20 protein-coding genes are annotated in these 23446 nt (G+C 34.2%); 16 read left to right on the forward strand and 4 right to left on the reverse strand.

All coding sequences use genetic code 11. From position 1 onward, the window contains the following. Nucleotides 1–52 precede the first annotated feature (52 nt). The gene (folK, locus tag AC2DZ0_RS15040) at nucleotides 53–571 is read right to left on the reverse strand and encodes a 2-amino-4-hydroxy-6-hydroxymethyldihydropteridine diphosphokinase (protein ID WP_484642770.1); all 519 of its coding nucleotides are present in this window, start codon (nucleotides 569–571) and stop codon (nucleotides 53–55) included. A gap of 120 nt (nucleotides 572–691) precedes the next feature. Here folK and sppA point away from each other — a divergent pair, with 120 nt between their 5' ends. From sppA to AC2DZ0_RS15060, 4 genes are read left to right on the forward strand one after another with little or no spacing between them, the layout of a single operon-like run. Then, nucleotides 692–2440 carry a signal peptide peptidase SppA gene (sppA, locus tag AC2DZ0_RS15045; protein WP_484642771.1) on the forward strand — a complete coding sequence of 583 codons (1749 nt, stop codon included), beginning with the start codon at nucleotides 692–694 and terminating at the stop codon, nucleotides 2438–2440. 5 nt (nucleotides 2441–2445) lie between these two features. Further along, entirely contained in the window at nucleotides 2446–3204 is a 759-nt protein-coding gene (locus AC2DZ0_RS15050; protein WP_484642773.1) for a 5-oxoprolinase subunit PxpA, read from the forward strand. Then, the gene (gene pxpB, locus AC2DZ0_RS15055; RefSeq protein WP_484642774.1) at nucleotides 3204–3875 is read left to right on the forward strand and encodes a 5-oxoprolinase subunit PxpB; all 672 of its coding nucleotides are present in this window, start codon (nucleotides 3204–3206) and stop codon (nucleotides 3873–3875) included. The genes AC2DZ0_RS15050 and pxpB overlap by 1 nt, the downstream gene beginning before the upstream one ends. Next, nucleotides 3872–4798, forward strand: coding sequence for a 5-oxoprolinase subunit C family protein (locus AC2DZ0_RS15060; RefSeq protein WP_484642776.1), 927 nt, complete (start codon nucleotides 3872–3874; stop codon nucleotides 4796–4798). Before pxpB ends, AC2DZ0_RS15060 begins: the two co-directional genes overlap by 4 nt. Before the next feature lie 54 nt (nucleotides 4799–4852). Here AC2DZ0_RS15060 and mdh read toward each other — a convergent pair whose 3' ends face one another. Together mdh and gyrB are read right to left on the reverse strand one after the other, a co-directional pair. After that, nucleotides 4853–5779: a malate dehydrogenase gene (mdh, locus tag AC2DZ0_RS15065; RefSeq protein WP_484642778.1), complete on the reverse strand. Its 927-nt coding sequence runs from the start codon at nucleotides 5777–5779 to the stop codon at nucleotides 4853–4855. 326 nt (nucleotides 5780–6105) lie between these two features. After that, complete coding sequence (gene gyrB / locus AC2DZ0_RS15070; protein WP_484642780.1) at nucleotides 6106–8043, reverse strand: DNA topoisomerase (ATP-hydrolyzing) subunit B; 1938 nt, start codon at nucleotides 8041–8043, stop codon at nucleotides 6106–6108. A gap of 387 nt (nucleotides 8044–8430) precedes the next feature. Here gyrB and AC2DZ0_RS15075 point away from each other — a divergent pair, with 387 nt between their 5' ends. Continuing rightward, nucleotides 8431–9699, forward strand: coding sequence for a porin (locus AC2DZ0_RS15075; protein WP_484642782.1), 1269 nt, complete (start codon nucleotides 8431–8433; stop codon nucleotides 9697–9699). Between the two features lie 56 nt (nucleotides 9700–9755). On the opposite strand, the gene AC2DZ0_RS15080 is transcribed toward AC2DZ0_RS15075, so the two are convergent. Continuing rightward, a complete protein-coding gene (locus tag AC2DZ0_RS15080; protein ID WP_484642784.1) occupies nucleotides 9756–10109 on the reverse strand; it encodes a hypothetical protein in 354 nt (117 codons plus the stop codon). Between the two features lie 172 nt (nucleotides 10110–10281). Here AC2DZ0_RS15080 and AC2DZ0_RS15085 point away from each other — a divergent pair, with 172 nt between their 5' ends. The 11 genes from AC2DZ0_RS15085 to trpA all read left to right on the forward strand — a co-directional run bounded on the left by AC2DZ0_RS15085 (nucleotide 10282) and on the right by trpA (nucleotide 23296). Beyond that, nucleotides 10282–10551, forward strand: a complete 270-nt coding sequence (locus AC2DZ0_RS15085; protein WP_484490891.1) for a hypothetical protein — start codon at nucleotides 10282–10284, stop codon at nucleotides 10549–10551. Between the two features lies 1 nt (nucleotide 10552). Then, a complete protein-coding gene (locus AC2DZ0_RS15090; protein WP_484642785.1) occupies nucleotides 10553–11953 on the forward strand; it encodes an amidase family protein in 1401 nt (466 codons plus the stop codon). Then, entirely contained in the window at nucleotides 11953–15294 is a 3342-nt protein-coding gene (gatB/aspS, locus tag AC2DZ0_RS15095) for a bifunctional amidotransferase subunit GatB/aspartate--tRNA ligase AspS (RefSeq protein WP_484642786.1), read from the forward strand. The genes AC2DZ0_RS15090 and gatB/aspS overlap by 1 nt, the downstream gene beginning before the upstream one ends. 325 nt (nucleotides 15295–15619) lie before the next feature. Further along, the gene (locus AC2DZ0_RS15100; RefSeq protein ID WP_484490894.1) at nucleotides 15620–17014 is read left to right on the forward strand and encodes an anthranilate synthase component I family protein; all 1395 of its coding nucleotides are present in this window, start codon (nucleotides 15620–15622) and stop codon (nucleotides 17012–17014) included. A gap of 53 nt (nucleotides 17015–17067) precedes the next feature. Beyond that, the gene (locus tag AC2DZ0_RS15105) at nucleotides 17068–17643 is read left to right on the forward strand and encodes an anthranilate synthase component II (protein WP_484642788.1); all 576 of its coding nucleotides are present in this window, start codon (nucleotides 17068–17070) and stop codon (nucleotides 17641–17643) included. Between the two features lie 49 nt (nucleotides 17644–17692). Then, a complete protein-coding gene (gene trpD / locus AC2DZ0_RS15110; RefSeq protein ID WP_484642790.1) occupies nucleotides 17693–18679 on the forward strand; it encodes an anthranilate phosphoribosyltransferase in 987 nt (328 codons plus the stop codon). Between the two features lie 15 nt (nucleotides 18680–18694). Further along, nucleotides 18695–19486 carry an indole-3-glycerol phosphate synthase TrpC gene (gene trpC, locus AC2DZ0_RS15115; RefSeq protein ID WP_484490897.1) on the forward strand — a complete coding sequence of 264 codons (792 nt, stop codon included), beginning with the start codon at nucleotides 18695–18697 and terminating at the stop codon, nucleotides 19484–19486. A gap of 38 nt (nucleotides 19487–19524) precedes the next feature. Next, nucleotides 19525–20136: a phosphoribosylanthranilate isomerase gene (locus tag AC2DZ0_RS15120; protein ID WP_484642792.1), complete on the forward strand. Its 612-nt coding sequence runs from the start codon at nucleotides 19525–19527 to the stop codon at nucleotides 20134–20136. A gap of 31 nt (nucleotides 20137–20167) precedes the next feature. Next, nucleotides 20168–21355 carry a tryptophan synthase subunit beta gene (trpB, locus tag AC2DZ0_RS15125; RefSeq protein WP_484642794.1) on the forward strand — a complete coding sequence of 396 codons (1188 nt, stop codon included), beginning with the start codon at nucleotides 20168–20170 and terminating at the stop codon, nucleotides 21353–21355. Nucleotides 21356–21452: 97 nt separating this feature from the next. Next, nucleotides 21453–22505 (forward strand): T9SS type A sorting domain-containing protein, encoded by a 1053-nt coding sequence (locus AC2DZ0_RS15130; protein ID WP_484642795.1) that lies wholly within the window; start codon nucleotides 21453–21455, stop codon nucleotides 22503–22505. Nucleotides 22506–22528: 23 nt separating this feature from the next. Then, nucleotides 22529–23296 carry a tryptophan synthase subunit alpha gene (trpA, locus tag AC2DZ0_RS15135; RefSeq protein WP_484642796.1) on the forward strand — a complete coding sequence of 256 codons (768 nt, stop codon included), beginning with the start codon at nucleotides 22529–22531 and terminating at the stop codon, nucleotides 23294–23296. The last annotated feature ends 150 nt before the right edge of the window (nucleotides 23297–23446 follow it).

The raw sequence follows: 23446 nt of genomic DNA on the forward strand, positions 1-23446 counted from the left end.
TTAAAATAAAACGAGTTTCATAAGGCTTTATTATATCAGGCTTTTTTTATTCTCAAACAGTTGTGAGATCTAGTTGTAAACCTGTCTTCGTAATAGGACTTTCATCTGTGCAATTATCAATGTTTTTATTCAAAGAATCTTTTGTGAAAGGAAAGTGTTCTTCGTTGTAAATATCCAATAAAGGCACAAGTACAAAATTTCTGTCCAAAGCCCTAGGGTGAGGTATTTGTAGAAACGCTGTATCTATTTTTTTTTGTTCATACAACAGGATATCGATATCGATAGGCCTATCTTCATATTTTAGACCTTGCTTTTCTTTTCTACCAAGTTTTTTTTCTAGGGCTAAAAGTTGCGTTAACAATACTTCAGGAGTCAAAGAGGTTGTGATCTTGATGCAGATATTATAAAAATTCTCACCCTCAAATCCCCATGAAGGGGTTTCGTATATTTCTGAAATGTCGGTAACTTTTGCGATCGTGTTATTAATAGCACTTACCGCATTTTTTAGGTTCAGATGTTTGTTACTTAGGTTGCTTCCTAACGATAGGTAAGAAGTGTGAAATTTGCTCATAATTTTTTTTCAATTATTGAATAGATTATAAAGCTGTAGGGTAGAAGTGATCTATATTTTACTGATACAAAGAAACGAAAGAATTTAGAATAGTTTATATTTGTTTTAAAAAAATACAAAATGAATTTTCTGAAAAATATAATTTCTTCTGCTATTGGAGTGCTTTTAGCTTTCTTTTGGTTGATTGTAATTGTTGTTGTTATTGGTGTTGTAGTAGGTAGTGATGATACTTACGAAGTTAAAAATGAAAGTGTACTAAAGCTTCAATTAAATGTTCCAATCAAAGATTATGCTCCAGTTGAAGCTGATCCGTTTTCTCAATTATTAGGATTACCTCCTCAACAACTAGGCTTGAATGAAATTATTTCTGCAATTGAAAGAGCCAAAACAGATAATAGAATTAAAGCCATTAGTATTGAAGGAGCGCTAAATGGTGGTGTTTCTCAGTTAAGTGCCCTAAGAAAGGCTGTTGGTGAATTTAAATTATCAGGAAAACCTGTTTTTGCTTACGCCGATACCTATGGGCAGAAGGAGTATTTTTTTAGTTCTGTAGCAGATTCTGTATTTGTAAGTCCGGTTGGCCAGGTTGATTTAAAAGGACTTTCGGCGGAATTACTTTTTTTTAAAGATTTTCAGGACAAGTATGGAGTAAAAATGGAAGTGATTCGTCATGGGAAATATAAAAGTGCCGTGGAGCCCTTTATAGCTAATAAAATGAGTGAGTCAAATAAGACCCAGATGAAAGGATTATTGAATTCACTTTGGTTTGATATGGTTGATGCTATTTCAATTTCAAGGGATATTTCGGTTGATGAAATAAATCAAATAGCAGATGGACTTTTAGGTCGTACAGCAGTCTTATCTAAAGAGAATTCATTAGTTGATGGAGTTGTTTATCAAGATGAATACAAAGATAGACTTAGAAATCAGCTCGGTTTGGAAAAATACCAATCCACTAGTTTAATGGATTATATTCAATCTAATGTCGTTTTTGATTTTGAGGAGGTGGATAAAGGAGCAAAAATTGCTGTTATTTATGCGCAAGGAGATATTATTTATGGACAAGGAGATGAAGAGAAAATAGGGCAACAAATGATGGTGAAAGCCATAAATAGAGCTGCTAAAAAAGAGTCGGTAAAGGCAATTGTTTTGAGAGTGAATTCTCCAGGAGGAAGTGCCTTGGCTTCTGATCTTATCTGGAGGGCTTTAGAAAAAGCTAAGGAAAAGAAACCTTTGGTAGTTTCTATGGGGAATTATGCTGCATCAGGTGGATATTATATTTCTTGTAACGCTGATAGGATATTTGCTGAATCAACAACGATTACGGGTTCTATAGGTGTTTTTGGGATAATGCCAAATGCGAGTGAGTTTACCTCAAGTATTGGAATTCATTCAGAGCGAGTAAGTACAAATAAAAGTCCAAATTATAGTCCTTTCTCCAAGATGGATTCAGAATTTTATGAAGTTACCAAAGAAGGAGTGGACTATATTTATAAGACCTTTGTGGCTAAAGTAGCGGAAGGTAGAGGAATGACCTATGATGAGGTACATGCTTTGGCTCAAGGTAGAGTGTGGTCAGGAAAGCAAGCTGAGAAAAATGGATTGATAGATGCTGTTGGTGGGTTAGATCGCGCTATTCTTTCTGCGGCGTCAATTGCTGAGATAGATGCTTACGAAATTGAGAATTATCCAGATTACGAAAAAGATATTAGAGAGTCTTTTAGAAATATGCCTTTTATGAATCTAAAAGAAAATCTATTGAAAGAATGGGTTGGTGAGTCGAATTTTACTTTATTTCAACAGTTAAATAATCTAAAAGATAAAAAAGGAGTTCAAATGGCGATGCCTTATGTTTTGGATATTAAATAGTTGTAATGAAGTTTTCTATAGATTTAAATTGTGATTTAGGAGAGTCATATTTTAAAAAAAAAGTTGGAGATGATGCTGCTATTATTCCATACATAAGTTCTTGTAATATTGCTTGTGGATTGCATGGAGGAGATCCATTAACGATACAAAATGCAATTGATTTAGCGATAAAACATGATGTAAATATTGGGGCACATCCCTCATTTCCAGATTTAGATAATTTCGGAAGAGAATATATGCATCTGTCTGAGGAGGAATTGAAAGCATGTCTTCGTTTTCAAATAGGGGTTCTTTTGCAGATGACGAATCTTAGAGGAGGGGTGTTACGCCATGTAAAGCCACATGGTGCTCTGTATAATGCAGCTGCAGAGGATATGGAGTTGACCAGAATGATTATTGAGGTAATTAAGGAATTTGATACGGGATTAATTTTGCTTGGTATGGCTGGCTCTGTGATGGAAAAAATGTCTAAAGATATGGGGTTGCAATTTGTGGCAGAGTTGTTTGCTGATAGGGCGTATACAAATCAAGGGAAGTTAGTTTCAAGAAAGGAGTCTGGTGCTGTAATTAAAAATTCAAGTGATGTTGCAACGAGATGTTTAAAATTCGTTACGCATGGTGAAGTGATGACAAATGAGAACGTATCTTTAAACGTTGAAGGAAAAAGTATTTGCGTGCATGGAGATACTCCAAGGGCATTAGATCTTGTAAAGTCAATTCGTGCAAAGTTTGAATTAGAAGGGATAGATGTAAAGAAGTTTTAATGAGTTTTTTATTAAAAGATTTCGGAGATTCTGCTGTTTTGTTGACATATGGAGAGCAAGTTTCTGAAAGTGTCCACATAGAAATAGTACGTTTTGTTAGAGCGCTGAAACATCAAAATGTAAAAGGTATTATAGGAATTATACCGGCTTATACTACCATAACTATTCAATACGATTTTTTACTCATTACTAGAGAAAAGCTTGAAAATGTTCTTTATTCTTTGAGTTATTCAGGTATGGATGAACTGCAGCCGAGGGTAGTTGAAATTCCAGTTTGCTATCATGATGGCTTTGCTTTGGATATGGAGTATTTGATAGAGTACACTGGTCTAAGTAGAGCTGAGATCATAAGATTACATACTTCAACAGATTATTTGGTTTATATGCTAGGGTTTACACCTGGGTTCTTGTATTTGGGGGGGATGGATCCTCGCTTGTTTTGTCCTAGAAAAAAGTCGCCACGTATACAGATAGAAAGAGGTTCTGTTGGAATTGCCGGGAGTCAAACTGGAGTTTATTCTGTAGATAGCCCGGGTGGTTGGCAGTTGTTAGGGAAAACACCTTTTCAGCTATTTGATTTGTCGAGTGAAAAAGTTTTTCCTGTGATGCAAGGGGATTATGTTAGGTTTAAGGAGATTTCTTTAGAAGAATTTAATGCCTATTCAAAATGATTGAGATTATAAAACCTGGTTTTCACACGTTAATTCAAGATTCAGGAAGGAAATATTTTCAAGAATTTGGAATGCCCGTTTCGGGTGTCATGGATATGGATTCTTATCGAATGGCGAATTTTTTGGTGGGGAATAAAAATCAAGAGGCTGTTTTGGAGATTGCCATGACAGGACCTAAGATCATTTTTTCTGAGGCAACAGAAATTGGAATAACAGGAGCTGATTTAGAAGCAAAATTAAATGGAGTTTTGATTCGTAGGTACGAAACCATTCAAATTGTTAAAGGTGATATATTGTCTTTTGGAAAGTTGATTGATGGTTTTAGGTGTTACGTAGCCGTCAACGGAGGTTTTGAGGTGGATCCACAATTGAAAAGTAGGTCTACATATGTTTATGCTAAATTGGGAGGTGCTAAAGGTAGGGCTTTGTGTGCTGGCGATCGAATACCAATTGGATTGAGAAAATCTTTAAGTTTGATAAAAATACCAAAAGAGTATTATGTAAAAACCTATTCGGTAACTTCTATTCGAGTTATAGCGGGGCCTGAATTTGATGCAATGAAGTACGGGAAGGATTCTAATTTTTTTACAGACGAATTTAGAATTGAGAATAGTAGCAACCGTATGGGGTATCGCTTAAATGGAAATAAAGTTGCTTTAGACGCTAGAGAAATGCTTTCGTCGGGTGTTGTGAATGGAACAATTCAGTTGCCTCCAGAAGGAGTGCCAATTGTATTGTTGGCAGACGCACAAACTACAGGAGGATATCCTAGGGTAGCTAATATAATCAAGTCAGATATTCCTTTGCTTGCTCAGTTAAAACCAGGAGATAGGTTGCGGTTTAGGTTGGTTGGTTTGAAAGAAGCACAGGCTAATTACTACAATAAGGAAAAAAGAATAAAAGATTTGATTGGTTTTTCTTGAATAAAAAAAGGAGATTGAAAATCAATCTCCTTTTTTTATGAAAAATAGAAGTTTTTATACTTCTAGTAAAGAATTTGTCTTTTTTACTGCTGCTGCACTGTTTGCAAGTTTTTCTTTTTCGGCATCACTTAGTTCAATTTCTACTATTTTTTCGATTCCGTTTTTTCCTAATACTACAGGTACACCTATGCAAAGGTCGTTTAAACCATACTCACCTTCAAGGTATGTTGAGCAAGGGAATATTTTTTTAGTGTCACATGCAATCGCTTGAACCATTGCGGATACAGCGGCTCCTGGAGCGTACCAAGCAGAAGTTCCTAGCATTCCTGTTAAAGTTGCTCCACCTACCATGGTAGCTTTGGCTACTTCTTCCAATCGCTCTTCAGAAATAAACGCACTAACGGGAACGGAATTTCTTGTAGCCAGTCTTGTTAATGGAATCATTCCAGTGTCACTATGACCACCAATAACCATTCCATCAATATCAGATGCAGGGGCTTCTAAAGCTTCACTTAGTCTGTATTTGAATCTGGCGCTATCTAAAGCACCACCCATTCCAATAATTTGGTTTTTCGGTAGTCCGGTAGCTTTGTGTGCTAAATATGTCATCGTATCCATTGGGTTACTAACTACGATGATAATGGCATTAGGTGAATGTTTGATGATGTTTTCAGAAACAGTTTTAACAATTCCCGCATTGATACCAATCAATTCTTCTCTTGTCATTCCTGGTTTACGAGGAATTCCACTGGTGATTACAGCAATTGAGCTTCCTGCTGTTTTCGCGTAATCATTTGTACTACCAGTAATTTTTGTATCAAAACCATTTAAAGAGGCTGTTTGCATAAGGTCCATTGCTTTTCCTTCTGCGTAATTTTCTTTAATATCTACAATAACTACTTCACTTGCAAAATTTTTAATAGCAATGTACTCAGCACAACTTGCACCTACCGCACCTGCTCCAACAACAGTAACTTTCATTTTTTATGTTTTAATATTAATATTCTATTCTTTCGTCTGTCGTAAATTTAGTAATTAAAGATGAATTAATCTTGATTTTTTGAATAGAATTTATGAGTTTTTTCGAAATCGAAATAGTTCTGTATGTACCGTTTTTATTGGTTTTATGTCTTTTTTGTCTCCAATGATATTTGTCAGTAATTATAAATTTGTTTCGCGCTATTGAACTTAGTTGAATTGATCTTGTACGGTGAAGAAATTGAGAATTGGATTCTTCAGTTTTAAGTATAAAAAAACACAGTCAAAAAATGACTGTGTTCGTTTATATAATTGATAGAAGTTATCTCCTATGCGTCAATATTAGCGTATTTAGAGTTTCTTTCAATAAAATCTCTACGAGGTGGAACTTCATCTCCCATTAACATAGAGAAAACTCTGTCTGCTTCCACGTCGTTATCAATAACTACTTGTCTTAATGTTCTAAATTCAGGATTCATTGTAGTGTCCCATAGTTGTTCTGCATTCATCTCTCCAAGACCTTTATATCTTTGGATTGTTGCGCTTCCTCCCATTTTTTGAACAATCAAATCACGTTGGTCATCATCCCAAGCGTATTCTCTTTTTTGTCCTTTTTTAACAAGGTATAACGGCGGTGTTGCAATGTATACATAACCTTGTTCAACCATTTCCCTCATAAATCTAAAGAAGAAAGTTAAGATTAGTGTAGCAATATGACTACCATCAACATCGGCATCACACATGATAACCACTTTATGGTATCTAAGCTTTGTTAAGTTTAATGCTTTACTATCTTCTTCTGTACCAATCGTTACTCCTAATGCGGTAAACATGTTTTTGATTTCTTCATTTTCAAAAACCTTGTGAACCATTGCTTTTTCAACGTTCAAGATCTTTCCACGCAATGGTAAAATTGCTTGAAAGTTTCTATCACGTCCTTGTTTAGCAGTTCCACCGGCAGAATCTCCCTCAACCAAGAATATTTCACAAGCTTCAGGGTCAGTTTCAGAGCAGTCAGATAATTTTCCAGGTAAGCCACCAATAGACATTACTGTTTTACGCTGAACCATCTCTCTTGCTTTTCGAGCGGCATGACGTGCTTGAGCGGCTAAAATTACTTTTTGAATAATAGTTTTAGCGTCGTTAGGGTTTTCTTCTAGGTAGTCTGTAAGCATTTCAGAAACTGCTTGTGATACGGCAGCTGAAACTTCTCTGTTTCCTAGTTTTGTTTTGGTTTGACCTTCAAATTGAGGTTCTGCTACTTTAACCGAAATAATAGCTGTTAATCCCTCACGGAAATCATCTCCAGCAATATCAAATTTTAAGTTTTTTAATAATCCTGAGTTGTCAGCATACTTTTTTAAGGTACCTGTAAGTCCTCTACGGAAACCTGATAAGTGAGTCCCTCCCTCATGTGTGTTGATATTATTAACATAAGAATGTAAGTTTTCTGCATATGAGGTATTGTAAACCATAGCAACTTCTACAGGAATTCCATTCTTTTCTCCTTCCATTGAGATAACTCCAGCGGTAAGTTGTTCTCTTGTACTATCTAAGTACCCAACAAATTCACTAAGTCCCTCTGTACTATGGAAAGTTTCTTTGATGTCATTTCCCTCGTCGTCTTGGTGACGCTTGTCTGTAAGATGGATGGTGATACCTTTATTCAGGTAGGCTAATTCTCTTAGACGGGCAGCCAGAGTGTCGTAGTTGTATTCTGTAGTCTGTTGGAAGATTGTTTTGTCTGGTGTAAAAGTAACTTCAGTACCCCTTTTGTCTGTGTCTCCAATTTGCTTTACAGGGTATGAGGCTTTACCTCTTTCGTATTCTTGTTCCCAAATTTTACCTTCTCTAAAAACTGTAGCTTTTAGGTGATCAGATAATGCATTCACACAAGATACACCAACACCGTGCAGTCCACCAGATACTTTATATGAGTCTTTGTCGAATTTTCCACCAGCACCAATTTTAGTCATTACAACTTCAAGTGCAGATACTCCTTCTTTTTTATGAAGTCCGACTGGAATTCCACGACCATCATCTTTTACGGTAATAGAATTATCCTCGTTAATATAAACATCAATATTGTTACAGTGACCTGCTAAGGCTTCATCAATAGAGTTGTCAATTACTTCATATACCAAGTGGTGAAGACCACGTACACCTACATCTCCAATATACATGGAAGGACGCATTCTAACATGCTCCATTCCCTCTAGGGCCTGGATGCTATCCGCAGAATACTGATTTGTATTTTCTTCGCTCATATTTCTATATTATATTTTATTATCTTTTTGTCTAACTTTTTCAAGCCAAACAAATATAATGAATTAGTGCACTTTTAAAAGAGATATGTTTAAAAGTTTCAAAATTGTTGATAACTACAAAATCGTCTTAAATCGCTTAAAAACCATCTTAAATTGAGTGTTGTGGATTTTTGTAAAGAATTTAAACTAGTAAAAACAAAAAATGGATTAGAGGGTTTATTTTGAGGTCAGTTTTTGTCATGGAAAAGATAAAAAAGGTAGTTTTGTAATACGAAATCGTTTGAAAAAGTACCCTGCCAATTAATTGTGTTAGTTTGTGATGTAAGTCATGTTTTGATGAGTACGTGCGAATTAATTTTGGCAAATAATTTAGAATAGTTTGAGATTATGAGAAGTATAAAAAATGGATTCCAGAGATTTGTAGTAATGTTGTTTTTTTTGAGTTTTGTGTTTGTTTCAGCCCAAAAAAAAGAAACATTTAAGCCAGTGATAAAGTGGAATCTATCAGGACAAATTTGGTTGCGGTATTCTGATTTAAATGAAGGGTCTGAAATAAATGGCGAACCAACAGTAAGTTACACAGATGTTTCGATTCGAAGGTTGAGGATTCCGATTTCGTCTCAGGTTACTCCAAAAATTTATTTGTACTCAATAATTGGAGGGAACAACTACAATATAAAAAATAAGGAATTAAAAATTGGAATTTTAGATTTGTATGCTGAGTATTCGTTTTCAAAATACTTAGAAGTTGGTATTGGTAAATCTGGATGGCAAGGATTGAATCGATGGAATATTCGTTCAAGTAGCTCTTTGATGGGATTAGATTCTCCTTTGTTTACCTTGAATACCGTTGAGAAAAACGATGATTTAGGTCGTCAGTTTGGAGTTTGGTTTAAAGGTCAAGCGGGAAGGTTTGATTATAGGTTTACTTTGAATAATCCTGAGGTTATTCTTGATGCGCCAAGCGGTGCTGTTGATTTTGCAAATAATAGACCTCGTTTGAAAACCTCGTCCTATGTAAAGTATCAGTTTTTTGAACATGAATCAAATAAGTCGGCCTACCAAGTAGGAACCTATATGCAGAATAAAAAAGTATTTAATGTGGGTGCAGGGTTTCAATATCAAGAAAAAGCAATGAGTGATGGTGACGCCAATGATATCACCACAACTTTTTATGATATGATTCATTGGGCGGTGGATTCTTTTTTGAATTTACCTCTTTCTAATAACGACGCAATTACCGCATATTTAGGATATTACTATTATGGTTTTGGTAAAGATTATGTTAGGAATATGGGGGCAAATAATGTTACAAGTGGAGGTGGAGATGATTTTAATGGTGCTGGAGTAGCATTTCCAATGATCGGTACAGGAGGTTCTATTTATATGCAGTTTGGTTACGCTTTTGAGGAGGCTAAAGTATTGGGGCAAAAAATGATTATTCAGCCAAATATATCCATTCAGCACTCTGATTGGGATGCCTTAGAGCAAAATATGACCGTCTATGATTTGGCAGTGAATTTTATGTTGAATGGGAAGCATTCAAATAAAATAACTTTAGGTTATCAGTATAGGCCCATCTATGATGCAATTACTTTGAAGCAAAAAGATGCTAAAGGAATGGCGGTGTTACAATACCAACTAGCATTGAAGTAAAAAATAGTTTATTTATTTTTATGGATGAAACGTTTTATAGCGACTTTTATAGTTTGTTATAAGACGTTTTTCTTTTCAGAATTCATAAGATTTATGATCCTCTTTTTTTCTAAATAAAGTTTTTTTAGTTTTTTTCTGTTTTGAGTTTTAAGGCCGAGGATTACAAAACCTATAATGAAGATACCTGTGCAGAATGATAAGATGCATCCCTGTAAATAACTAATTTTTAAAATTTCAATAATTGATTTTGTGCCATGTCTTGAGCTTATGTTTGGCCCCATAACCGTAATAAAGATTACTGCAGTGATAGCAGCGATTAAATCTTTTGTTGTGTATCTGTAATCGTGTTTGGTTTTTTTAATTTTCAAATCGACAACATAAAGTTGTTTTTCATAAGCAGTTTGATACATGGATATCGTTGTTTTATCTTTTCAAAAATACTCTAATTTTCGAAAGGTATGCTTGAATGTTTGGAGCATATTTATGAGGAGGTAATTTTCGTAAAGATAACCTTCCAACTCCGCTAAAACTTTCGTAATTTTGCCAGCTTAAAAGTTTGATTTATAAACTAAATAAAAAGACATGAGTAAAATAATGACAGTCGACATATTGTCGAGTATTAAAGGAGCAAAGCCGTCCGAGTCGGTGAATCAATTGTTTGATGTGATAAGAAATGCACATCCAACTAATAATAATGCTGCTAATAATGTCAATAATAATGCTGTGTCTGTAAGTGATTTAAGAGAGGACGTTGTTGTGAAAAGTAGCGAAATTGAAAGAGAAATCATCAAAGAAAATTTTCCTAATGAAAAGGATGGTTATTTAGTTGTTTCAAAAGTTATTGAAGATTAAGATGGAGTCTCAGATAAAAAATATACACCAACAATTGGTGTCTAAACAGATAACTTGTACAGCTTTGGTACAAGAAAAATTAGACTTATTAAAGCAAAACACGCATCATACAGTAAATTCTTTATTGGAAGATTCGGCGCTTAAGGCGGCGGCTAAAGTAGATGCAAAGATATCTAATGGAGAAAAAATAGGATTGTTAGAAGGAATTCCGTTTGGAATTAAAGATGTGTATATGGTTCAAGGGACTTATACCACAGCAAGTTCTGACTTACTGAAAAAATACAAATCTGCGTATACGGCTACGGCTATTCAGAAATTACTAGATGCTGGAGCTATTCCTTTAGTGAAAGAGAATTGTGATAGTTTTGGGCATGGTTCTTCTTCTGAAAACACTGTTTTTGGAGCTGTTAAAAATGCAGTAGATCCAAACTTAGTTGGTGGTGGTTCTAGTGGAGGATCTGCGGTGAATGTAGCAAAGGATTATACAGTATTCTCTATAGGAGGAGATACAGGAGGTTCTATTAGACAGCCTGCTGGTTACAATAATATTTATGGTTTGAAACCAACTTACGGTAGGATTTCAAGATATGGGATTATGGCATATGCATCTTCTACAGATTGTGTTGGTCCGCTTGCAAAGTCTATTGAAGATATTAGAATAGTCCTTAATGTGATGAGTGGTAAGGATGGGAAAGATCAAACTACTTATGCGTCAGAGGAAATATCTGAAAATGTTATTTCTTCAATTGATGGAGTAAAAACGGTAGGTTACTTCAAGAATTTTATAGAAAGTGAAGCAATTGATACTTCAGTTAAATCTGATTTTTTAGCAGCTATTGAAAAAATAAAAGCAAAAGGAATCAAGGTGAAAGAATTGGATTTCTTTAAATCCGATACTTTAGTTTCAACCTATTATACTTTGGCTATGGCTGAGACTGCTTCAAATCTTTCTAGATTAGACGGAACAAATTATGGAAACAGAATTGAGGGTGAGAACTTAAAAGATACGTATGCTATAACGCGTTCTGAGAATTTTTCAGAAGAAACAAAACGAAGAGTTGTTGGAGGGAATCAGGTATTGTCACAAGGTTTTTCTGATGCAATTTATTTGAAAGGACTGGCTCTTAGAGATCAGATTTCAGAAAACTTTGAGAAGGATTTTCAAGAAGTAGATATTATTTTATCACCTGTAACACCGGGAGCACCTCCTGTAATTGGAGATAGTTTAAAAGATCCTTTGGCAATGTATTTATCAGATGAGTACACCGTAGGATTTAGTTTGGGACAGCTTCCAACATTAACAGTGCCTCAGGGAACTGTTACAGGCTTGCAAATTACAGCAGCAAAAAGAAATGAAGAACAAGTATTGAAGTTTGCTAACTTCTTAAAAGATACATTATAATGGAATTAGAGCAATTAAACTCGGCTATTGAGGCCAACGATTTAGAATTGGTAATCGGATTAGAAACACATGTTCGATTGAATACCAAAACGAAGTTATTTTGTTCTTGTCCGAATCAAGAAATAGAAACGCCAAATGAAAATATTTGCTCTGTATGTACAGGTCAAATGGGAGTATTGCCGGCTGTTAATAAGGAGGCAATTTCAAAGGCAGTTTATTTTGGGAAAGCTGTAAATTCAACTTTTTCAAATGAGGTTATCTCTTGGGATCGTAAACATTACGAGTACCCTGATAACCCCAAAAATATACAAATAACTCAATTTCATAATCCAGTCATTCCAGATGGTCAAGTTTCTTGTTATAGAAATGATGGGACTCAGTTTACAGTAGAGTTGACACAAGTGCATATAGAGGAAGATGCTGCTAAGTTGATGCATGAGAAAAAGATCTCATTGGTGGATTTCAATAAAGCAGGTGTGCCTTTGATAGAAATTGTTACAGAGCCTTGTGTGCGTAATATAGAAGATGCATCTACCTATGCACAATATATACAGCGTATTGTTCAAAATCTAAAGATATCAGAAGCAAATCTTGAGAAGGGAGAATTTAAATCTGATGTTTCAGTCTCCTTAAGAAAAAAAGGAAGCAATGATTTCAATCCTAGAACAGAAATCAAAAACTTAAACTCATTTAAGTTTATGGTGGATTCTTTGAAAGAAGAGGTTGAAAAGCAATTGAATTATTATACAGAGCATAAAGAGTTTCGCCCAGAACAAACTACAGTATTGTGGGATGCGGAATTGAAGCAAACTAAAACAATGCGTAAAAAAGAGTTTGAGGCGGATTACCGTTTTATCTCTGAACCTGATTTGCCTTTCGTTTCTATAAAGGACGTTGTTGATGGGATATCTGTAGATGCAAATGTATTACCTTATGCTGTTGAGTCTATTTTGATTGAAGGCGGTGTGTTGCCACAAGATGCTAAATTCTTTACGGCAGATTCATTACGTTCAGATGTGTTTGTAGCAATTAATACGGTTTTAAATGATCCGTCGTTTGTAGCAAAAACATTATCAAATAATATCAAGCCAGAGGAGTATACTAAAATAGCCAATGTAGCTGATTTGGTAGACATATTTACTTTATTGAAAGAGAACAAGGTTACTGTTGTTTTGGTTCAAAATGGAATCAAATCATTGTTGGCAGATGAGAGTTTTGACTACAAAAAGTATTTTAAAGATAATACGATCTCTGAAGATCAAATTAAAGCTGCCATTGCAAAAGTAATTGCTGAGAATGAGGCGGTAGCCAACGATATCAAGGCTGGGAATCAAGGGAAAGCTGGTATTCTTGTTGGTAAAGTAATTGCAATTATAGGTAAAGGTGCGTCTGGTAAAGTAATCCGTCAGGGAATATTAGAAGGTGTACAAAGTACTGGAGAGACAAAAGTAAATAGTGTAGCTGAAGAAGCGAATACAGGAAAAGCAGTTGTTTCAGAAGAAGGAAAAGTAAAAGAAGAAGAAGTACTCCCTGAAATTCCTTTGGTAATTAAAGAGGAATATAGAACTCATAAAACATCTGAATTGTCTGAAGAGATAATTGGTGAAGAAGTTACGCTTGCGGGTTGGGTTTCTAGTGTGCGTGATCATGGTGAATTGATGTTTATTGATTTACGTGATTCAAGTAATGAAATTATGCAAGTTCGTTTGAGTAGAGAGACTTTTCCAAATTTAGATGAGCTAGTGAAATTAAAACCTGAATCTGTAATAACAGTAACTGGTAAAATTGTTAGAAGAAAAGAAGAGGATTTTAATGCAGGTTTGCGTTCCGGAAAAATAGAATTAGAAACATCTGAATTAGAAATATTAAACTTGTCAAGAACTCTGCCGTTTGAAATTAAAAGAGCAGCACGTTCTAATGAAGCAGTTCGTTTTGAATACAAGTTTTTAGATCATCGAAATGATGATGTAAGAAGAGCTGTTGTAAATAGACATAGAGTGATAAAATTGATGCGTGATATTTTGGATGAACAAGAGTTCTTAGAAATAGAAACGCCTATTTTAACAGCTGGTACAGATGAAGGAGCAAGAGAATTTATTGTTCCAACAAGAAAGCAAGCAGGTTCTTTTTATACCTTGCCGCAGGCGCCACAGCAATTCAAACAAATGTTGATGGTAGGTGGTTTTGAGAAATATTTCCAAATTGCACGTTGTTTCCGTGATGAAGATTCTCGTGGAGATCGTCAGCCAGAATTTACGCAATTGGATATTGAAATGGCATATGCAAGTATGCAGCAAATAATTGAATTGAATACGGATATGTTCAATACAATTGTTAGAAAAATCTATGGTAAAAAGTGGATTCTAAAGCCTTTTGAGGTTATTACCTATAAGGATGCAATGGATAAATATGGATGTGATCGACCTGATTTACGTTTTGGATTGCAGATGCAAGATATTACTGAAATTGTAAAAGACACAACCTTCCAAGTATTTAGTAAACCAATTGAAGAAGGTGGTATTGTAAAATGTATCAAAGTTTCTGCAGAGGAGCAAGGTTCTAAACGTATGTCGAAAGGTCAGATTGAAAAATTAACTGCGATCGCTCAAGATCATGGTTTAGGAGGTTTGGCTTATATCATTGTGAATGAAAATGATTTGCAATCACCGATTATAAAATTCTTGGGCGAGGAAATTGCTTCTGGAATCATTTCAGCAACTGAGGCTAAAGTTGGAGATATTGTATTTTTCTCAGCAGCGGATTATGACACAGCAAATAAAGCATTAGATGCCGTTCGTCAGGAATTAGGTGCCATGTTAAGGTTGATCAATCCAAAAGAATTAAGACCTGCATGGGTTGTAGATTTCCCAATGTTTGAAAAAACAGATGAAGGGCGTTGGACCTTTACACATAATCCATTCTCTATGCCAGCAATGTATGATTTAGATAAGCATATGAATGGTAAAGAGGAAGAGATAGGGAGTATTATTGCACAGCAATACGATTTGATATTGAATGGATACGAAATAGGTGGAGGATCTGTTCGTGCACATAAGCCAGAGATATTGGAAGCTACCTATAAAAATATGGGGTACGATAAAGAAGGAATGCTGAAGAGTGTTGGAACTATGTATGAAGCGTTTCATTATGGAGCGCCTCCACATGGAGGGATCGCTTGGGGTGTTGATAGATTGATGATGATCTTAGAGAAGAAAGCTTCTATTAGAGAAGTGATGGCTTTCCCTAAAACAGGGTCTAGTGAAGATCTGTTATTTGGAAGTCCTTCTCCATTGTCTGATAAAAAGGTAGAGGAGATGAATGTGAAAATAATGAGAAAGTAATTTTCTTAGAATAAAAAAAGTCGGTTTTATAGCCGACTTTTTTTGCTTTATATTTTTGACTTAGAGGTTTAATAATTTAAAAAAAAATGTTACATTTGTTGCTCAATATTACAAGATGATAAATAATACAAATAATACGTGGTGGTGGAACTCTCTTAATTCATAAGTGAGAAGAATCCTGTATTTTGTATTTCGTACAATAAATTTATAAAGGCTTATCTCACGATAAGTTTTTTTTTGTTTTAGAGATATCCAAAACAATAATTATAAAGAAAATATTTATAGAATACTTCAATTTCAAAATTGATGTTTATAAAAGATAAAAATGAAGAAAATTAAATTTAAATCCATCACAAAAACTTTAATTGCTGATACAGTAACTCCGGTTGGATTGTATTTGAAATTTAGAGATAAATTTGCAAACACATTGCTTTTAGAAAGTTCGGATTATCATAGTAAAGAAGAGAGTTTTTCCTTTTTATGTGTAGATCCTGTTGTTACGATTAAGGCGGAAGATCATCATTTGTCATTGTCATATAAAGGCGATGAATTGGAGAATCAGAAATTAGAAAATACTAATTTTTACAACATTTTTCAAGATTATACAGATCGTATCGATTTGGACTGTGATCCTGAAATTAAAGGATTTAATGGGTTATATGGGTATACTACCTATGATGGTGTTCAGTATTTTGAAAATATAGAATTAAAATCGAAAGACGCTCCTTCTGCAATTCCATTAATGCAGTACAGCTTTTTTAGATTTGTTATTGCAATCAATCATTTTAATGATGAATTGATTTTGATTGAAAACCTGGAAGAGAATGAGGAGACAAGGTTGGATGAAATAGAAACGATTCTAAGATCAAAGGCTTATAATACTCAAGATTTTTCTTTTGAAGGTACAGAGACATCAAATTGTACAGATGAAGATTTTAAAGAGTATGTAAGAAAAGGAAAGGCACATTGCAAAAGAGGAGATGTGTTTCAAATTGTATTATCTAGACAATTTCAACAATCTTTTAAAGGAGATGAATTTAACGTGTATAGAGCATTACGTTCTATCAATCCTTCTCCGTATTTATTTTATTTTGATTATGGTAGTTTTAAGTTAATGGGGTCTTCTCCTGAGGCACAAATTAAAGTAGGAAAGGGAAAAGCCATTATCAATCCAATTGCTGGTACTTTTAGAAGAACAGGCGATATGACCGAAGATATAAAGCTAGGTAAAAAATTATCAGAAGATACAAAGGAAACTGCTGAGCATGTAATGTTGGTTGATTTGGCACGAAACGATCTGAGTAAACATGCCGATCATGTTTCTGTTGAGGTTTTTAAAGAGGTACAATATTTTAGTCATGTAATTCATTTGGTTTCTACAGTTCAAGGAGATATCAAAGGAAATCCTATAGAAATTGTAGGAGATACTTTTCCTGCTGGTACGTTAAGTGGAGCTCCTAAATACAAAGCAATGGAATTGATTGATACCTATGAAAATCAAACTCGTGGGTTTTATGGAGGTGCTGTAGGTGTTATTGGTTTAGACGGTTCTGTTAATTTAGCAATTGCTATTCGCTCGTTTGTAAGTAAAAATAATGTCTTGTATTCTCAAGCCGGTGCTGGTATTGTTATAAACTCAGATGAAGAAAGTGAGTTACAAGAAGTGAATAATAAATTAGCTGCATTAAAGAAGGCTTTAGTGTTGGCAGAGAAAATATAAATTAGCTTTTAGCTGTCTGTTTATCGGATAGCAAAGAGCCAAAAGCTAAAAAAATGAAAATATTAATATTAGATAATTACGATTCTTTTACCTATAATTTGGTACACATGGTGGAAGAAATTACTGGAGTATTTCCCGATGTTTTTAGAAATGACAAGATTTCGATAGAAGATGTAGGGACCTATGATATGATTATGTTGTCTCCAGGACCCGGTATTCCTGACGAAGCTGGAATTTTAAAAGATGTGATTCGTACCTATGCAGCTACAAAGCCAATTTTTGCTGTTTGTTTAGGGTTGCAAGCAATTACAGAAGTTTTTGGTGGTACCATTATCAATATGGATAGGGTATACCATGGTGTGGCTACTGAAATGACGGTTACAGATAAGGATGCTTTGATTTTTCAAGGTTTACCAACTAAATTTGAAGCGGCTAGATATCATTCTTGGATTGCTCAAAATGAAGATTTTCCGGAGGATTTAAAAATTACTGCTGTAGATGAAGAGGGAGGAATTATGGCTTTAGCTCATAAGGAATACAATATTAGTGCAGTACAATTTCATCCAGAATCTATTTTAACTCCATTAGGAGAAAAGATGGTAAGAAATTTTATAGATAATTTAAAGTAGATTCTAGCAATTTTAGAATAGCTAAATAGAGCGGTAAACGATAAACAAAATGAAAAATATTTTAAATAAACTTTTTGAGCATCAAACCTTATCAAGAGAAGAAGCTAAGCAAGTGCTTATTGATATTGCATCAGAAAAATATAACGATGCGCATTTGGCATCTTTTATGACGGTATTTATGATGCGTTCTATCACAGTTGATGAGTTGGCTGGTTTTAGAGCTGCTTTGTTAGAACTTGCTGTAAAATTAGATTTCTCTGAGTACAATACAATTGATATTGTTGGAACAGGAGGAGATGGAAAAAATACTTTTAATATTTCAACATTAACTTCATTTATTGTAGCTGGAACTGGACAAATGGTGACAAAGCACGGTAATTATAGTGTTTCTTCTCAATCGGGATCTTCTGATATGTTAGAAAGTTTTGGGTACACTTTTACCAATGATGAAGAGGTTTTAAAAAGTCAGTTAGAAAAAGCAAATATTTGTTTTTTACATGCACCAAAGTTTCATCCAGCCATGAAAGCTGTGGGGCCAACCCGTAAGGCATTAGGATTAAAAACATTCTTTAATATGTTAGGACCTTTAGTGAATCCTTGTTCGCCAAAGAATCAATTATTAGGGACTTTTAATTTGGAAGTAGCTCGTTTATATAATTATATCTTACAAGAAGAGGATTCTAATTATGGAATCGTACATGCTTTGGACGGTTATGATGAAGTTTCTTTAACAGGACCGTTTAAGCTTTTTACTAAAGAAGGAGAAAAATTAATCCGTCCAAAAGATATTGATCAAACAAAATTAAAGCAATCAGATATTTATGGAGGAAACTCAGTGGCAGATGCAGCAAAAATATTTGAATCAATTATAACAGGTAAGGGAACCGATGCTCAAAATAATGTTGTTTTGACAAACGCAGCATTAGCATTGAGAATTGCAGATAATACCAAAAGTTTTAATGCGGCATTTGAAGAAGCTAAAAATTCCTTATTTGGATTGAAAGCTAAAAAGTGTTTAGAGTTAATAGTAGAATAGAGAGGAAAGATGGAAATGAATAATATACTACAGCAAATAGTAGATTTTAAAAAGCAAGAAGTAGCGAAAATTCGTCAAGAAGTTTCGATACAACAATTAGTAAAAAGTCCGGAGTTTAAAAGAGAACCACTATCGTTGGCTACTTCGTTAACCGAAAAGGGATCTTCGGGAATAATTGCAGAGTTCAAAAGACAATCGCCGTCAAAAGGAATTATCAATGATAAATCTACCGTAGAGGAAGTAACCCAAGGCTATTTAGATGCAAATGTAGCAGCTCAATCTGTTTTAACGGATACTAGGTATTTTGGTGGAACCATGGTTGATTTGATGAATGCAAGGAAAGTAAATACGGTTCGACCAATCTTGAGAAAAGATTTTGTGGTTGATGGTTTTCAAATAGTGGAAGCAAAAGCGATTGGAGCAGATGCTGTTTTGCTAATTGCAGCATGTTTGACAGCTGAGGAATTAAAAAATTATGGCAATTTGGCTGAGGACCTGGGCTTGAGTGTATTGTATGAAGTCCATGGTCGTGAGGAGTTGGATAAAATTTCTGATTTGGATGGTAAAATAATAGGGATTAACAATAGAAATTTAAAAACTTTTAAGGTTGATCTTGAACATTCTATTGCTCTAGCAGCTGAAATACCAGATACCTGTATAAAAGTTTCAGAAAGTGGAATTAGTGATCCTAGAGTGATAACTGGTTTAAAAGAATATGGGTTTGAAGGATTTTTAATAGGTGAGAATTTTATGAAAACAGAAGACCCTGGGAAATCTTGTAAAGAATTTATTGATCAATTGAGATAAAGAGTGATCAATCTATCCAATAAAATAAATTAAAAAATATGAAAATAAAAATTTGTGGAATGGGAAGCCCAGAGAATATTCTGGAAATTGCTGCTTTGCAACCAGATTATTTGGGTTTTATATTTTTTGAAAAATCAGCTAGAAATTTTACAGGGATAATACCAAACATTTCAAATTCTATTAAAAAAACAGGAGTTTTTGTTGATGCTTCTTTTGAGTTTATACATGATAAAATACTACAATATAAACTTGAAGCTGTTCAATTACATGGTAATGAATCGACTGAATTGTGTGCACAATTAAAAGAATTACAAGTTGAGGTTTTTAAAGTTTTTTCTATCAAAGGGAGCTTTAACTTTGAGTTGTTGACTCCTTATGAAAATGTGGTAGATTATTTTTTGTTTGATACAAAAGGAGAGCATCCAGGTGGAAATGGATATGTTTTTGATTGGAATGTTTTAAAAAAATACAATTCTAAAGTGCCCTTTATTTTAAGTGGAGGTATTGGGTTAAACGAGGTTACTGCTGTGAAGGAGATACTAAAGTCAGACTTACCTGTGTATGCATTAGACTTGAATAGTAAGTTTGAAACAGAACCAGCTTGTAAAGATGCCAATTTGCTAAAAGAGTTTTTAAATAACATAAAATAATCCTAATAAGGATATAAATAAAAGTATAGAGATGGAACCAAAATTTCAACCAACAAAAGAAGGGTACTACGGTCAGTTCGGTGGAGCATTCATACCTGAATTACTGTTCCCAAATATCAAAGAGCTAGAAGATAACTATTTAGAGATTATCTATTCTGATGCGTTTCAAAAAGAATATAAATACCTTTTAGATCAATATGTTGGTAGACCAACTCCATTGTACCTATCTAAAGGATTGTCGAAAAAACACAATGCTTCTGTTTATTTAAAAAGAGAAGATTTATGTCATACAGGTGCGCATAAAGTAAACAATACAATTGGTCAAATTTTATTGGCGAAACACTTAGGTAAAAAGAGAATTATTGCTGAAACTGGTGCGGGCCAACATGGGGTAGCAACAGCTACAGTATGTGCTTTAATGGATTTAGAGTGCATTGTTTTTATGGGAGAGGTTGATATTGAACGTCAGGCGCCAAATGTAGCTCGTATGAAAATGTTAGGAGCATCGGTAGTACCAGCAAAGAGCGGAAGTAAAACTCTTAAGGATGCAACCAATGAAGCAATTCGTGATTGGATTGGGAACCCAGAAGAAACCTATTACTTAATTGGATCTGTTGTAGGTCCTCACCCTTATCCAGACATGGTAGCTCGTTTACAAGCGGTTATTAGCGAAGAGATCAAAGAACAGTTGTTAGCGCAAACAGGGAATGAAAACCCAGATACTGTAGTGGCGTGTGTTGGTGGTGGTAGTAACGCTGCTGGGGCTTTTTATCATTATTTAGAAAATGAAAATGTGGAATTGGTTGCTGTAGAAGCTGCTGGTTTGGGAGTAAATAGTGGAGAAAGTGCAGCGACTTCTCAATTAGGTGAAGTTGGTGTAATACACGGAAGTAAAACTATTTTAATGCAAGATGAATTTGGTCAAATTATTGAACCATATTCTATTTCAGCAGGATTAGATTACCCTGGGGTTGGACCATTGCATGCTTACTTATATGAATCCAAAAGAGCTACGTTTTTAAATGCCACGGATCAAGAAGCTTTAGATGCTGCCTATGAACTTTCTAGAGTAGAAGGGATTATTCCTGCCTTAGAAACGGCTCATGCACTTGCTGCTTTAGATAAGATGGATATCAAAGAAGGTCAGGTAATAGTGGTGAACTTATCCGGTAGAGGAGATAAAGATTTGCAAACGTATATAGACAACTTAAAGGCATAAAACTTAGTTAACTAGTTCCTCTCAAAATATCAGTATATTTGTTTGAAATAGAATTATAGAAATTGAAATAGAAGAATGTAGTTTGAAGATGAAGAGTATGAAATTTAAGAATGATGCTGGAGAATTACGCACTGTAATATCCTTTTTTTTACTGTTGTTTTTTTCTATGATAGGTAGTGTAATTTCGCAAAATTTGGTTTTTGAAAAACAGATAGAAGGTGATAACCCGTTAGAAAATGTAGATTTAGGTTCAGGAGTTTCATCTGTGCCAATAGATATTGATTTTGACGATGATTATGATTTGTTTATTGGAACTGGTGAAGGTAAAATTATCTTTTATAAAAATGTAAGCACAAATGATGCACCTGATTTGTTTGAAGAACAGGTAGAGGATGCAAATCCATTATCAGCAATTAATTTAGGTTCCAAAGCATCTCCTTTTTTTATTGATATTGATCATGATGATGACTTAGATTTATTTATTGGGTATACTAATGGAGTTGCATATTATGAAAATACAGGAACAAAAATAGTAGCAAATTTTGAGCAAAGAGTTGGTGTTTTGAATCCGCTTGGTGCAGTAACCCATGTTGGTTCTAGATCCTATGGTCCTACATTTGTTGATGCTGATCTAGATGGCGATTTAGATGTTTTTATTGGTTGGTTGGATACGAATGTATCAGACAGTCAAGGAATATTATATTATAAAAACGTGGGTTCTAAAAATGCTCCTTCTTTTGAAAATGAAGTAGCTTTAAATCCTTTTAAAGATTTCAACGAATTGTACCCAACTCCACTATTTGTAGATGCTGATGGTGATGGTGATGAAGATGTATTTATTGGAAAAGGGGATGGGAAGATGGATTATTATAAAAATGTAACCGACTATGAAAACTTGTCTACAGAAGAAGTTTTTAATACAGGTTTTGCTCCTTATCCAAACCCTGCAAACGGTATCGTTCAATTTAGTGGATTAACTGAAGAGACAAATATCAAAATATATAATTTATATGGACAACTAGTTATTCAACAATTGGTGAGTCCGGAACAGAATTCAATTGATATTAGCAATGTCAAAACTGGAGTTTATATGCTAGTATGTAATATTGAAGGTCAAAAAATTTCAAAAAGATTAGTCATTTCAAATTAGAAAATGACACAAAATGTAAAAAGATGAGTGTATTAAATAATGTACTAAATAATAAACAGAATAGATTGTGTTCTGTGTTTTTCTCAGCGGGTTTTCCTGAACTGAATGATACCAAAAAAATTATTCAAGATTTAGATGCGAATGGTGTAGATTTTATAGAAGTAGGGTTACCCTATTCTGATCCTATGGCCGATGGTGAAACTATACAGTATAGTAGTGCAGTTGCTCTTGGTAATGGAATAAATTTAGATATTATTTTTGAGCAATTAAAAGAGGTTAAAGGTACTGTAAAAGCTCCTTTAGTATTGATGGGGTACTTGAATCAAGTACTAAAATATGGAGAAGTGAAATTTTGTGAATTATGTCAAGAGTGTGGTATAGAAACGGTTATTCTTCCTGATCTACCTATGATAGAATATGAAAATCATTACAAAGCTTTATTTGCAAAATACGGTATCAGTAATGTATTTTTAATAACGCCTCAAACGTCAGAAGAAAGAATTCTTAAAATTGATGAGATGAGTGATTCATTTATATATGTTGTTGCCTCTTCGTCTATTACAGGAGCCAAAGGAGAAATATCTCAAGGACAGATAGATTATTTCAATAGAATTAAATCTATGAATTTAAAGAGTAAATTAATTGTTGGATTCGGTATTTCTAGTAAAAAAACTTTTGATACCGCTTGCGATTATATGAATGGGGCAATTATTGGGTCCGCTTTTGTGAATCATTTGAAAGATGAAGGTGTTGAAACTATAGATAAATTTGTGCATGGAATTATAGGATAATTTACCATCAATAACATTTTTAAAAAGCTCTTAAATAATATTTAAGAGCTTTTTTTGTGCTTTTATAAAAGTATGATAAATAACATATTTTTTGACTGTATGTGTTCCTAAATTTGTTGAGTAATGAGATAAAATAGGAACAAAAATAAG

Source organism: Flavicella sp. IMCC45668 (assembly GCF_057219105.1).

Coding starts and splice junctions, on each gene's coding strand:
- gyrB (WP_484642780.1), bottom strand. CDS start 8,043: ATGAGCGAAGAAAATACAAATCAGTATTCTGCGGATAGCATCCAGGCC.
- folK (WP_484642770.1), bottom strand. CDS start 571: ATGAGCAAATTTCACACTTCTTACCTATCGTTAGGAAGCAACCTAAGT.
- AC2DZ0_RS15085 (WP_484490891.1), top strand. CDS start 10,282: ATGAGTAAAATAATGACAGTCGACATATTGTCGAGTATTAAAGGAGCA.
- mdh (WP_484642778.1), bottom strand. CDS start 5,779: ATGAAAGTTACTGTTGTTGGAGCAGGTGCGGTAGGTGCAAGTTGTGCT.
- trpD (WP_484642790.1), top strand. CDS start 17,693: ATGAAAAATATTTTAAATAAACTTTTTGAGCATCAAACCTTATCAAGA.
- AC2DZ0_RS15080 (WP_484642784.1), bottom strand. CDS start 10,109: ATGTATCAAACTGCTTATGAAAAACAACTTTATGTTGTCGATTTGAAA.
- AC2DZ0_RS15050 (WP_484642773.1), top strand. CDS start 2,446: ATGAAGTTTTCTATAGATTTAAATTGTGATTTAGGAGAGTCATATTTT.
- AC2DZ0_RS15090 (WP_484642785.1), top strand. CDS start 10,553: ATGGAGTCTCAGATAAAAAATATACACCAACAATTGGTGTCTAAACAG.
- AC2DZ0_RS15120 (WP_484642792.1), top strand. CDS start 19,525: ATGAAAATAAAAATTTGTGGAATGGGAAGCCCAGAGAATATTCTGGAA.
- AC2DZ0_RS15105 (WP_484642788.1), top strand. CDS start 17,068: ATGAAAATATTAATATTAGATAATTACGATTCTTTTACCTATAATTTG.
- AC2DZ0_RS15100 (WP_484490894.1), top strand. CDS start 15,620: ATGAAGAAAATTAAATTTAAATCCATCACAAAAACTTTAATTGCTGAT.
- AC2DZ0_RS15075 (WP_484642782.1), top strand. CDS start 8,431: ATGAGAAGTATAAAAAATGGATTCCAGAGATTTGTAGTAATGTTGTTT.
- trpA (WP_484642796.1), top strand. CDS start 22,529: ATGAGTGTATTAAATAATGTACTAAATAATAAACAGAATAGATTGTGT.
- AC2DZ0_RS15130 (WP_484642795.1), top strand. CDS start 21,453: ATGAAATTTAAGAATGATGCTGGAGAATTACGCACTGTAATATCCTTT.
- pxpB (WP_484642774.1), top strand. CDS start 3,204: ATGAGTTTTTTATTAAAAGATTTCGGAGATTCTGCTGTTTTGTTGACA.
- sppA (WP_484642771.1), top strand. CDS start 692: ATGAATTTTCTGAAAAATATAATTTCTTCTGCTATTGGAGTGCTTTTA.
- gatB/aspS (WP_484642786.1), top strand. CDS start 11,953: ATGGAATTAGAGCAATTAAACTCGGCTATTGAGGCCAACGATTTAGAA.
- trpB (WP_484642794.1), top strand. CDS start 20,168: ATGGAACCAAAATTTCAACCAACAAAAGAAGGGTACTACGGTCAGTTC.
- AC2DZ0_RS15060 (WP_484642776.1), top strand. CDS start 3,872: ATGATTGAGATTATAAAACCTGGTTTTCACACGTTAATTCAAGATTCA.
- trpC (WP_484490897.1), top strand. CDS start 18,695: ATGAATAATATACTACAGCAAATAGTAGATTTTAAAAAGCAAGAAGTA.